This window comes from Pseudomonas fildesensis (assembly GCF_001050345.1).
GTDB lineage: Bacteria > Pseudomonadota > Gammaproteobacteria > Pseudomonadales > Pseudomonadaceae > Aquipseudomonas > Aquipseudomonas fildesensis.
Map to the genome: position 1 here is coordinate 338,733 of NZ_LFMW01000001.1, position 12,239 is coordinate 350,971.

The 12,239-nt window shown below is 61.4% G+C and carries 11 protein-coding genes; 5 read left to right on the forward strand and 6 right to left on the reverse strand.

What is annotated here, in order from left to right:
* The first annotated feature begins 58 nt into the window (after positions 1-58).
* The 3 genes from ACR52_RS01695 (at position 59) to ACR52_RS01705 (ending at position 3,147) form a co-directional block, all read left to right on the forward strand.
* The gene (locus ACR52_RS01695) at positions 59-658 is read left to right on the forward strand and encodes a short chain dehydrogenase (RefSeq protein ID WP_048719776.1); all 600 of its coding nucleotides are present in this window, start codon (positions 59-61) and stop codon (positions 656-658) included.
* Positions 659-755: 97 nt separating this feature from the next.
* Positions 756-1,427: a COG3650 family protein gene (locus ACR52_RS01700; protein WP_048719778.1), complete on the forward strand. Its 672-nt coding sequence runs from the start codon at positions 756-758 to the stop codon at positions 1,425-1,427.
* A 106-nt stretch (positions 1,428-1,533) separates the two neighbouring features.
* The gene (locus tag ACR52_RS01705; protein ID WP_048719780.1) at positions 1,534-3,147 is read left to right on the forward strand and encodes an NAD(P)/FAD-dependent oxidoreductase; all 1,614 of its coding nucleotides are present in this window, start codon (positions 1,534-1,536) and stop codon (positions 3,145-3,147) included.
* An 81-nt stretch (positions 3,148-3,228) separates the two neighbouring features.
* Here the strand turns inward: ACR52_RS01705 and ACR52_RS01710 are convergent, their stop codons facing one another.
* Positions 3,229-4,323 carry a PLP-dependent cysteine synthase family protein gene (locus ACR52_RS01710; protein WP_048719782.1) on the reverse strand — a complete coding sequence of 365 codons (1,095 nt, stop codon included), beginning with the start codon at positions 4,321-4,323 and terminating at the stop codon, positions 3,229-3,231.
* Between the two features lie 216 nt (positions 4,324-4,539).
* Between ACR52_RS01710 and nhaA the strand changes: the two genes are divergently transcribed.
* Positions 4,540-5,715 (forward strand): Na+/H+ antiporter NhaA, encoded by a 1,176-nt coding sequence (gene nhaA / locus ACR52_RS01715; RefSeq protein WP_048719784.1) that lies wholly within the window; start codon positions 4,540-4,542, stop codon positions 5,713-5,715.
* Positions 5,716-5,790: 75 nt separating this feature from the next.
* Here the strand turns inward: nhaA and ACR52_RS01720 are convergent, their stop codons facing one another.
* A complete protein-coding gene (locus ACR52_RS01720; protein WP_003189251.1) occupies positions 5,791-6,255 on the reverse strand; it encodes an outer membrane lipoprotein in 465 nt (154 codons plus the stop codon).
* Positions 6,256-6,412: 157 nt separating this feature from the next.
* Here ACR52_RS01720 and ACR52_RS01725 point away from each other — a divergent pair, with 157 nt between their 5' ends.
* Positions 6,413-6,658: a hypothetical protein gene (locus tag ACR52_RS01725; protein WP_048719793.1), complete on the forward strand. Its 246-nt coding sequence runs from the start codon at positions 6,413-6,415 to the stop codon at positions 6,656-6,658.
* Between the two features lie 50 nt (positions 6,659-6,708).
* On the opposite strand, the gene pdxH is transcribed toward ACR52_RS01725, so the two are convergent.
* From pdxH to ACR52_RS01745, 4 genes are all read right to left on the reverse strand, one after another.
* Positions 6,709-7,356: a pyridoxamine 5'-phosphate oxidase gene (gene pdxH / locus ACR52_RS01730; RefSeq protein WP_048719795.1), complete on the reverse strand. Its 648-nt coding sequence runs from the start codon at positions 7,354-7,356 to the stop codon at positions 6,709-6,711.
* Positions 7,357-7,383: 27 nt separating this feature from the next.
* The gene (locus ACR52_RS01735; protein WP_048719797.1) at positions 7,384-8,535 is read right to left on the reverse strand and encodes an OmpA family protein; all 1,152 of its coding nucleotides are present in this window, start codon (positions 8,533-8,535) and stop codon (positions 7,384-7,386) included.
* A gap of 143 nt (positions 8,536-8,678) precedes the next feature.
* Positions 8,679-9,824, reverse strand: coding sequence for a serine hydrolase domain-containing protein (locus tag ACR52_RS01740; RefSeq protein WP_048719798.1), 1,146 nt, complete (start codon positions 9,822-9,824; stop codon positions 8,679-8,681).
* An 82-nt stretch (positions 9,825-9,906) separates the two neighbouring features.
* Complete coding sequence (locus tag ACR52_RS01745; protein WP_048719799.1) at positions 9,907-12,204, reverse strand: beta-galactosidase; 2,298 nt, start codon at positions 12,202-12,204, stop codon at positions 9,907-9,909.
* Between the last annotated feature and the right edge of the window lie 35 nt (positions 12,205-12,239).

Genomic DNA, 12,239 nt, shown 5'->3' on the forward strand with positions numbered 1-12,239 from the left:
CACTGCAGGCGCCCCCTCGCGCCTACAGTTTCTTATCTCCCCTTGGAGGAACAGCACGATGAAAGTTCTATTGATTGGTGCCAGCGGCACCGTCGGCTCGGCGGTCAAGGCCGAACTGGCGCAGCGTCACGAAGTGATCAGCATCGGTCGCAGCAGCGGCGACTTCCAGGTGGATATCAGCGACAGCACTTCAATCCGCAAACTCTTCGAACAGACCGGCAAGTTTGACGCGCTGGTGTGTGCGGCCGGCAGCGTCAACTTCGTGGCCTTGCCGGACATGAGCGAAACCGATTTCGAACTGGGCCTGCGTGACAAGCTGATGGGCCAGGTCAACCTGCTATTGATAGGCCGTGAGTACGCCAACGACGGTGCTTCGTTCACCCTCACCAGCGGCATCCTCAACCGCGACCCCATCCGCACGGGTGCCTCGGCTGCGCTGGTCAACGGCGCCATCGATGCCTTTGTGAAGGCGGCGGCAATCGAACTGCCACGCGGCCTGCGTATCAACTCCGTGAGTCCGACGGTGCTGCTGGAAGCAATGGGCAGCTACGCGCCGTACTTCCGAGGCTACAAACCGGCTCCGGGGGCCGATGTAGCATTGGCCTACGCAAAAAGTGTTGAAGGCTTACAGACGGGTCAGACTTTTATCGTGGGCTGAATCTCACCCGCGTAAGAATTGCCTGAAGCTGGCTGGCGGGCTTGTGATGCATCGTCAGTCTGCGTAACGTGGCGGCACTTGCCTGGAGACCCGAAAAATGCGTGCCGTCCGTACCCTAGCCCTGTTTGCCTTGTTACCCCTGTTCACCGCCTGCCAGGTGTTCGAAAGCGAGCCGGCCAAGCCGTCTACCGCGGGGCTGACGCGTATGCAGGGTGAACTCACGGCGGTCGGCGGGAAGCTGCTGTTCCAGCCGTGCAACGACCAACGCAACTACGTGGTCAACGACACCGGCGGCACCAGCATCCTGCAAGAGGCCGCCTCCCTGGCCGGCCAGCAAGGCGCGCTGTTTGCCGACTTGCGTGGCAAGTTCTCCGGCGTGGCCAGCGGCACCCAAGGCACCGTAGACCTGCAGCAACTCTATCGCGTAGAACGCTCGACCTCCGCCTGCGACGACCCGGACTTCAAACGCATGACCCTGCGCGCCAACGGCCACAAGCCGGCCTGGGCGATGAACGTCACCACCAAGGGCATGGTGCTGGAGCGTGAAGGCCAACCGCCCCTTGCAGTGCCTTATGTGGAAGAGCAATTGGGTGACGGCCGTTTCAACCTGATGACCGAAGCCAATAACCAGCACATCGAACTGTGGGTCGCCCCGCAACGCTGTATCGACAGCGTCAGCGGCAGCCTGCAGCACATGAGCGCCGAATTGCGGGTCAACGGCCAGGTTCAGCGTGGTTGTGCGGCATTTGGCGGCTCGCGGGACGACTGATTCAGCACTGCGCTGTTTTAGCATGACGGGAAACTGTCATTGGGGCTTATAATCGCCGGTTTGCAAAACAGCCGGCCTCTTTGCCCGCCGCCTACCGGATCCTGTCATGTTACGAATCACCGAACTCAAGCTGCCCATCGACCATCCCGAAGAAGACCTGCGGCCTGCCATCGTGCAGCGCCTGGGCATCGCCAGTGATGACCTGCTCGATTTCACCCTGTTCAAGCGCAGCTACGACGCCCGCAAGAAATCGTCGGAGCTGTGCTTCATCTACACCGTCGACCTGGAGGTGAAGGGCGAAGCCGCCCTGCTGCTCAAGTTCGCCGATGACCGCAACGTCAACCCGGCGCCGGACGTCAGCTACAAGGTGGTGGGCCAGGCACCGGAAGGTCTGGTCGAACGGCCGATCGTCGTCGGTTTCGGGCCGTGCGGCATCTTCGCCGGGCTGTTGCTCGCGCAGATGGGCTTCAAGCCGATCATCCTCGAGCGTGGCCGCGAAGTGCGCCAGCGCACCAAGGACACCTGGGGCCTGTGGCGCAAAAATGTGCTCAACCCTGAGTCCAACGTACAGTTCGGTGAAGGCGGCGCCGGGACTTTTTCCGACGGCAAGCTCTACAGCCAGATCAAGGACCCGAAATTCCACGGCCGCAAAGTGCTGCACGAATTTGTCAAAGCGGGTGCGCCGGACGAGATCCTCTACGTCAGCAAACCGCACATCGGCACCTTCCGTCTGACTGGCGTAGTGGAAAACATGCGCCAGCAAATCATCGCCCTGGGCGGTGAAGTGCGCTTCGAACAACGGGTGACCGACGTGCTGATCGAAGACGGCCAACTGAACGGCGTGGTCATCGACGGCGGCGAACAGATCCTGTCCAAGCACGTGATCCTTGCCCTGGGCCACAGCGCCCGCGACACCTTCCGCATGCTCCACGGCCGTGGTGTGTACATGGAGGCCAAGCCGTTCTCGGTGGGCTTCCGCATTGAACACCCGCAGTCGCTGATTGACGCCGCGCGCCTGGGCAAATACGCCGGGCACCCGAAACTCGGGGCGGCCGACTACAAACTGGTGCACCACGCCAAGAACGGCCGTTCGGTCTACAGCTTCTGCATGTGCCCGGGTGGCACCGTGGTGGCTGCCACCTCCGAGCCGAATCGCGTGGTAACCAACGGCATGAGCCAATACTCGCGTAACGAGCGCAATGCCAACTCCGGCATCGTGGTCGGCATCACCCCTGAGGTGGATTACCCGGGTGGCCCGCTGGCCGGAATCGAATTGCAGGAACGCCTTGAGTCCCACGCCTACATCCTCGGCGGCAGTAACTACGAGGCACCGGCGCAGCTTGTAGGTGACTTCATCGCCGGTAAGCCGTCCACCGCCATCGGCAGTGTGGAACCGTCCTACAAGCCGGGCGTGGCGTTGGGCGACCTGTCCCTGGCTTTGCCGGACTTTGCCATTGAAGCCATCCGTGAAGCACTGCCGGCATTCGAGAAGCAGATCAAGGGCTATTCGCTGCACGATGCTGTGTTGACCGGCATCGAGACGCGCACCTCGTCGCCGCTGCGGATTACCCGTAACGAATCAATGCAAAGCTTGAACGTCAAAGGCCTGTTCCCGGCCGGTGAAGGCGCCGGTTATGCGGGCGGGATTCTGTCGGCAGGTGTTGACGGGATTCGGATTGCCGAGGCGTTGGCGCGGGATATGCTCGGCATCGAAGCCTGATACATCACACCGTAGGAGCACGGCTTGCCGGCGATGGCGTCATCAAGATCGCCATCGCCGGCAAGCCGGGCTCCTACAGGTTCAAATGTTCGCGCGAAGGATGCTGTCCGGTAAAGGCTCGCCCTGTTCCACACTCGCCGCAACGGCCGCGATCAAGCCTTCCAGCACATACCCCTGCGCCGTCAGCCACGCCTGATCGTAGTAAGTGGTTGCGTAACGTTCGCCGCCATCACACAAGATCGCCACGATCGAGCCCGACTCCCCCGCCGCTTTCATCTGCTGCGCCGCCACCAGCGCGCCAATCAGGTTGGTCCCACTGGAACCGCCAACACGCCGCCCCAGCCGCTCGGCCAGGTAATGCATGGCCGCCAGCGACAGCGCGTCCGGCACCTTGACCATCGCATCAATCACCTTGGGTAAAAACGATGCCTCGACCCGTGGCCGGCCGATGCCTTCGATCCGCGAGCCGCAGTCAAGGCGCAGGCTGGCGTCGCCACTGAGGTAGTAGTCAAAAAATACCGAGCGCTCGGCATCGGCGCATAACACCCGGGTGCAATGCTGGCGATAACGCACATAACGCCCGAGGGTCGCGGTGGTGCCGCCGGTACCAGGGCTGGAAATCAACCAGCTCGGCTCCGGGTAATGTTCGAAGCGCATCTGCTGGAAGATCGATTCGGCGATGTTGTTGTTCGCCCGCCAGTCGGTAGCCCGTTCGGCGTAGGTGAACTGGTCCATGAAGTGGCCACCGCTTTCCTTCGCCAGACGTTCGGATTCGGCGTAGATCTGCGTCGGATCCTGTACCAAATGACTCTTGCCGCCATAGAAGGCGATTTGGGCGATCTTTTCCTGGGACGTGGAAGCCGGCATCACCGCGATAAACGGCACGCCGAGCAAGCCCGCGAAGTAGGCTTCCGAAATGGCCGTCGAACCGCTGGACGCTTCGATCACCGGCGCGCCCGGCTTCAGCCAGCCATTGCACAGCGCATACAGAAACAGCGAACGGGCCAGCCGATGTTTCAGGCTGCCGGTGGGGTGGCTGGACTCGTCCTTGAAGTACAGCTCGATACCCGGCAAGCCTGGCAGCGGCAAGGGGATCAGATGCGTGTCAGCGCTGCGCTGGAAGTCCGCTTCAATGATACGAATGGCTTCGCGGGCCCAAGGACGTTGGTCGCTCATGAGGGGGGTCTCTAAGGATTTCAGCGCCAATCTTAGGATGTTTCCTACACTGCACACAGATACAGTAACGACTCAATTGGACACACAATTGCTAGGCTTTGGCGCAACGCCACCTGACCCTGTTTCTTATAACAAATAAGAATATAACTTTTGTTTTAACAACTAACGGTACGGGTTAGGGTACGCCCCTATTGAACCTTGATTGGAGAGCATCCCTTGCCTCTGCGTAGCACTTTCACCCGTTTCTTTCAGCTGGAAGCCGCCAGCGGCCTGTTGTTGATCGCCGCTGCCGCCTTGGCGTTGATCATCAACAACTCACCGTTGTCGCACCTCTACGGCGCATTTCTCGACGTGCCGGTAGTGGCGCAGATTGGCGCACTGAAAATCGCCAAGCCCGCGCTCTTGTGGATCAACGATGGCCTGATGGCCTTGTTCTTTTTGCTGATCGGCCTGGAGGTCAAGCGCGAGTTGCTCGACGGCCACCTGTCCAAGCCCTCGCAAGTCGTACTGCCTGGCGCTGCAGCCATCGGCGGCATGGTCGTACCGGCGCTGATCTACTGGGCGATCAACAAGGACTACCCCGCCGCGCTGTCCGGCTGGGCGATCCCCATGGCCACCGACATTGCCTTCGCCCTCGGCGTCCTGGCACTGCTGGGCAAACGCGTGCCGGTATCGCTGAAACTGTTCCTGATGACCCTGGCTATCATCGATGACCTCGGTGCAATCATCGTCATCGCCGTGTTCTATTCCGCCGACCTGTCCGGTGCCGCCCTGGCCGGCGCGGGGGCCTGCCTGATTGCCTTGATTGCGATGAACCGACTTGGCGTAGTCAAGCTCGGGCCGTACTTGATCCTGGGCCTGATCCTGTGGGTTTGCGTACTCAAGAGCGGTGTCCACGCTACCCTGGCCGGGGTGACCCTGGCGTTCTGCATTCCGCTGCGCACCAAAAATGCCGAACCCTCGCCCCTGCTGACCCTGGAACACGCGCTGCATCCATGGGTGGCCTACGCCATCCTGCCGCTGTTCGCGTTCGCCAACGCAGGTGTGTCCCTGACGGGTGTCAGCCTCGAGAGCTTCACCCATCACGTACCCCTGGGCATCGCCGCAGGCCTGTTGATCGGTAAGACCGTCGGCGTGTTCGGCCTCACCTGGCTCGCCATCAAGACGGGCATGGCGGCCTTGCCGAGCGGCGCCAACTGGGGCCAGGTGTTCGGGGTGGCGATCCTCTGCGGCATCGGCTTCACCATGAGCCTGTTTGTCGGCTCCCTGGCGTTTGTGCCGGGCGCCAGCGAATTTGCCGGGGAGGATCGAATGGGGATTCTGACCGGGTCGATATTGGCTGCATGTATTGGGTATGCGGTGACGGCGATGGCGAGTCGCAAAAAAGCCTGACTCGCTGAATCACCGCTCACAAAAAACCCCAATCGGTCACCCGATTGGGGTTTTTCTTTGTTCGCAGCTTTACGTTTAACGAGTAACGCGGCTGGTGCCATCAACCGTCATGATGCGCACGCGGTCGCCGATGCGGAAGATTTCATTTTCCTGCACCGCCTGCACGTAAGCACGCATGCTGCCGTCGTCTTCGCGAACGGTGATTTCCACGCCTTGGGTGCGGGTCAGGCCTTCTTCGGTGGCCGAGCCCAGCAGGCCGCCAGCAACGGCGCCGATGACTGCGGTGACGATGCTGCCACGGCCGCCGCCGATTGCGCTGCCGCCAACGCCGCCAATGACTGCGCCGGCTGCGCCACCGATTGGAGTCTTGGTGCCTTCGATTTTCACCGGACGCAGGGATTCGATGGTGCCCATGCGAACGGTCTGTACACGACGCGCTTCGTCACGGGAGTACGAGTCGCCGGTCAGACTCGAGGCGCAGCCACCCAGCAACAACGACAGGGTGGTAAAGCAGGCAACTAGTAAAACGGACTTACGCATAGAATCAACTCCAAAGGACAGGTGTTCATTAAACGCTGCAGCTTGACGCCTGTCACGGCAAGCCCGGCAGAAAATTGCTTTCATTCAGCCTCAGTACAGACTGCCCGAAGCAGAAAATTCGACGAACGGTAACACTCTTCTCGTCACCAGGACCTTCATGGATTATTTCATCATTGTAGTCACTACCGCAGCCGGCCTGTATTTCCATGGCTGGCTATACGTGCGCATCAGACGCTGGATAGCCCGCGACCTGGCGCTGTCCCTGGCAAGCAACGACCCGCATAAGCGTGACTTTATGCTGCAACAGCTGGCGAAGGCCCGCACGTTGAAGGTCAAGCGACGGGATCTACCGGAATGGTTGAAAAACGCTGCGCAGCAGTACACCGCGAGGCCTCTCGACTAGAGACTTCGCGGTGACGGGCAACATTCAGGTGAGGTGACGAAAGGTCCAGCTCAAGGCGCCAGGCGCTCTCGCGTCCATTCGGCCCCTTGCAGGCGATAGTTCAGACGATCATGCAGGCGGCTGGCGCGACCTTGCCAGAACTCGATGCGCTCAGGCAGCAGGCGATACCCACCCCAATGTTCGGGGCAGTCGGGCTGGGTGTCGCTGAAGCGTTGCTCGGTGGCCTTGAGCAGATCCTGCAGCTCCTCACGATCACGAATGACCTGGCTTTGCGGGGAAGCCCACGCGCCCAGACGGCTGCCTAACGGACGCACCTGGTAATACGCATCCGACTCCTCGGGCGTGACCTTGACCACCCGACCCTCGATGCGCACCTGGCGCTCCAGGGTCGGCCAGAAGAAGGTCATGGCCGCGAAAGGCCGCGCCGCGAGCTGTTCGCCCTTGGCGCTCTGATAGTTGGTGAAGAAGGTAAAGCCCTGAGCATCCAGGCCCTTGAGCAGCAGGATGCGGCAATGCGGGCGACCGTCCGGGTCGACCGTGGCCAGAGTCATGGCATTGGCTTCCACCGGCGGCTGCTCGGTTTTCACCGCCTCGCCAAACCACTGGTGGAACAACGTAAACGGCTCGCCCGGGGCCTGGGCCTCGCTCAAACCGTCCCGTGTGTAGTCACGGCGCATATCGGCCAGTGCCTGGGTCATGCGGCTCTATCCTTCTGGTTCAACGGATCAGTTTTTCGCCTGGTCGTTCGCAGCCGGGGTAGCGGCCTTGGCCTTGGCCGGCGCGGGTTTCTTCGCAGCTGGCTTGGCCGGAGCTTTTTTGGCGGCTGGCTTGGCGGCGGCTTTCTTGGCAGCTGGCGCTTTTTTCGCCGGAGCCTTGGCGGCCGGTGCCGGTGCTGGAACGTTCTGCACGGCAACCATTTCAGCCACAGGTGGCGTCTTGCCCGAGTTGTACTTACTCAGCAGGGCCAACATGGTTGTACGCTGAGTGAACATGATTTCCATGCGACGGTTCAGCGCACGGCCCTGGTTGCTGTCGTTGGCAGCACGCGGCATCAGGTCGCCCATGCCGCGCAGCATCAGGCGGTCTTGCTTGAGGCCGCTGAGGCTGAAAATCGAGGCGATGGACTGCGCACGCTCTTTGGTCAGCGCCTGGCTGGCAGGGGCAGCGCCAGTGGCATCAACGTGGCCCAGGACCAGTACGGCGGTTTTTGGATCCGCTTCAACGGCCTTGGCGACGCGGGTGAAAGGGCCCAAGGTAACCGGCAACAACATCGCCGGGCGTTTCGGGTTGTAGGAACCGTCTACCGGGGCGATCACGACCAATACGTTGTCACGACGTTCCAGTTGCAGGTTGCTGTCCTTGATCGCGGCACGCAGACGCGGCTCATAGTCATCCAACCAGGCCTGGGTGATTTTCGGGTCAGGCATCGGCACGTTGGTCACGTCGACCTTGGCCAATGGCTTTGGCTTGCTTTCGAACGGCCACCACCAGTGGGTTTCGGTGTCAGCTTTAGCGACAACGGGGGCGGCGTCCGATTTAGGGGTGGCTGCCTTGAGGTCGGCTTTCAAGTCGGCGGCCTTGGCATCAGCGGCTTTTTCGTCGGCGCTCTTGGACGCGAACGGCCACCAGCTGGAGCCGGTGTCGGCCTTGGCTACCGGGGCAGGCGCTGGAGCGGCAGCGGCAGGCGCAGCGGCCTTGGCGCCGGCGGCAGGTTTGGCATCTGGCTTGGCGTCGGTTTGGGTCACGGCGTCCTTGGTAGCCGCTTTATCAGATCCAAATGACCACCAATGTCCGCCTTCGGCATCATTTTGTGGTGTTTGTGCGCAGCCAGTAATAGTGAGGCACAGCACCAGTGCCAAGGACTTGTTCGATAACATGAGATATCCACAAAATGAGAAAAAAACCGGGGGTCTGAATGACCCGTTAAACAGACGCTTCCAGAACATTAAAGTTACAATATTTCGCTCAGCGCCTTCTTATACTTGCCTTTGTAACAAAAAAACGTGAAACAGCAAGCGCTTTACAGACAACCGGCCAATATTCTGACCAACTTCTGCGCACGCGGGTCCATAAGTACATACGGCCCCAGGGTATTAGTCACAAAACCGAAGGCTACATCATGTTCCGGGTCGGCGAACCCCACAGAACCACCGGCACCAGGGTGGCCAAACGCACGCGGGCCAAGGCCAAAGGTTGCGTTGGGCAGTTGCGGTTGATCCAACATGCAGCCCAACCCGAAACGGGTTTGGGTCAATAAGGTTTTATCCGGCCCGATACTGTGTTCACGGGTCAATTGTTCGAGCATGTCCGCTTCCAGCAAACTACCGTCCAATAAGCCGCTATAAAAGCCTGCCAGGCTGCGCGCATTACCGTGACCATTTGCCGCTGGCTGCTGCATGCGTCGCCATTCAGGTTTATTAGTGCTGGTCAGAATAGACGGTGGATTGGCAAATGCTCGTGTAGTCATGGCCGCAGGTTCACGCATCATTACTTGCAGTAAACGTTTTGCGGCTTCATCGCCCATATTGCCTTTGCTGCGCGCTATATGGGCAACACGATAAAACTCTTCATCGGCCAGGCCAACATGGAAGTCCAGCCCCAGCGGCCGCGCAACACGCGCCACGATGGACTCACCCGGCCCGCGCCCATCGGCGCGCCGCAGCAATTCCCCGACCAACCAGCCATAGGTGATCGCCTCGTAGCCATGGCCTTGGCCCGGCGTCCACCACGGGGCCTCGGCCGCCAGGGTGTCGACCATCAATTGCCAGTCATACAGGGCCTCGGCGGGCAGCATCTCGCGGATGGCCGGCAACCCGGCCTGGTGGCAGAGTAATTGGCGCAGGGTGATGGCTTCCTTCCCCGCCGCCGCAAATTCCGGCCAGTACTTGGCCACGGGGGCATCCAGTTGCAGCTTGCCCTCGGCCACCAGTTGCAGGGCCGTGACAGCGGTAAAGGTCTTGGTGCAGGAGAACAGGTTGACAATGGTGTCGCTGTGCCAGGCCTCGGCACCGTCCTTGTCGGCGGTACCGGCCCACAGGTCGACGACGGTTTCACCGCCGATCTGGATGCAGAGCCCGGCACCACGCTCCTGCGGGTCATCGAACAATGCGGCAAACCCTTCACGTACCGCTTCGAACTGGAGCTCGTAATGACCCTGAACCTGCACCTAAGCCCCCTCGGATAACGCTGTAAAAAGTGGCCGACATTATTCCAGTCATTGTGGGATTTGTGAACCCGTCAACGCCGAATCAATGCCCATTTCCGGCGTGCCCACCGGCGTGTCCAGCGCCCTGCCCCGCGCCTTTGCCTGCATGCCCCGGTTTGCCGCCTTCACCGGCATGCGCCGCGCTGGCTGCCTTGGCCTTTTCGGCCTCCTTGCCCAGTTGGTCGACCGCCGCCAGGTTGCTTTTACGCACGCTGTCGACAAACCCCTGGAATGGCACATCGGTAATGCCGACCAGGCCGAAGTGGCCGTTTTCACCGTCCAGCAGACGCCCGGTCACCGGCTGATCCAGGTACTGGAACCAGTGCACACCGACAATCGAAGGCTCAGCCATGGCCTGCTTGAGGAAGGTGGCGTACGCCGCGCTACGCTCTTCTTCCCGGGCCAGTTGCGTCACGCCGCCCCAGAACGGACCACGGTCTGCCGAACCGAAGTTGAATTCGGTGATCAGCACCGGCTTGTCCAGCGCGCGCAAGGCGGCGAAGTCATAACCGTCCTGAGGCTTGAGGGTGTACATGTTGAAGCTCAGCACGTCGCAATACTGCGCGCAGGACGCCACGGCTTCCGGCGTGCTCACGGCATAGCGGCCACCCAGCAGCAACTGGTTGGGCGCGTGCCACTTCAGCGAATCGGCGATGGTCTTGAAGTAGGCGTCGGCGAAGGTCTTTTGAAAATATTTGAAGTCAGCTTCGATTTCCGGGTGCTCGGGGTTGGGCATCGGCGGCTCGAAGCCTGGGTCTTCCATCAGTTCCCAGCCCGCCAATTGGATGCCCCAGGCTTTAGACAGGCCCTCTTCGTTACGGTACTTGTCGCGCAGTTGCTTAAGGAATGCGCGCTTGGCCGGTACGTCGGTGGTCATGCGCAGAGTGCCGTAGGCCAAGGCGTAGCGGGACTTTGGATCATCACCCGGGCCGGCCCAGGCCAGTTCGTTTTCGGCAAAAAAACCGATCAACCACGGGTCGTCGCGGTGATCGCGGGCGGCGATGGCCACGGCACGCTCGGTGGCCATCGCGAAGCGCGGGTCGAACGGGTCGGGCATGCCGCCCCACCAGTCGGTGCCGGTGCTGATGCTGGCGTAATCGCCGACGATCGACAGCGGCAAGGTGTACGGCACGCGATCAGCGGTGGCCAGATCCGGGGCGCTCCAGTTGCCCACGGTGTTGAAACCCCAGGCTTGCAGGCGGTCCAGAGTGTGGGTCACCCAGCGTTTCTGGTCGAAACCTTCAGAGCCATAGGTGCGCTGCAAATTGGCGCCGTAGAAATCGTACCAACGCCCTGCACCAAAGCTGCGACCTTCGCCCGCGCCGTTGCCCGTGCGGTGATCGCCGCTGCCGTAGTACTTGTCGAAGGGTTCGCCGGCCTTGGGCAACGCTGCGAACATCCACTCACGGCCGCTCACGTAGGTCTGGTTGTTGTCCGGGGCCACGGTGTTGACGCCCAGGGAGTAGAACGGATGCCCCTGCGGCGTCACCAAATACCAGCGGCCGTCACGCTTCTCGGTGCGGAAAAAGCCGCTCGCGTCGAACGCCGGGCCCTTGTTCCAGCCACCGTATTGATCCAGCGAAGATTTGTCGCGCTCGGCCAGCCAGCCCTTGAGCTGCTGCTGTTCCTTGTTGGCGGCAGCCTTGAGTTGCTCATCGCTACTGACTTTTTCCGGCCAGCGTGCACGGGTGGATTGCCCGTAGGCATCGACCAGTTCGCTGTAGGCCGCCTTGAGCACCGGCTCGCTGTCCTGCACGCCGAAGCGCTCCAGCAGGATGCTTTGGGCGACATTAGGCTTGATCATCGAAAGAGTTACCGACACCACCTGGCTGCGGTCGACTTCCCCGGCGCTGCTGGCCAGCAATACGCGCTGGCCGTCCACGGTGACCGGCATCGGCGGGCCGGCCTTCATGCCTTGGCTCAAGGGCGAGTTGGCTTGCAGCGGGATCAGCAACGTCTGGGCCGGGCCGGCCGGCAGGTCGATGCGGCTGACCAGGGTCTTGCCGTCCGTGCTCTGCACCTTAACGTAGAGGGTCAGCGCCCAATCCATGGCGCTTTGGATACGCAGGCTCATGGCGCTGGACTGCGACCAGTCCCAGGCACCGGTTTGCGGGCTGAGCACCAGGCTCGGCTCGGCCGCCGGGTTGAACGTAATGCGGCGCAGCACCTCACCTTCCGGGGTTTGTTCGGCGTTGTATTGCGGCAAGCTGGCGTCCTGGGTCGCCACCTTGACCACATCGGCAGGCCGGACGAAGTTGAACAGCGTTTGTTGCCCGGCAGGCGCGGCCATCAAGGGCGCAGCAAACAGCAGGGCAAAAAGGGCGGGCAGCGTGCGAATCATACGAGCAAGGTTCTCCCAAACGGCCGGTGAATGGC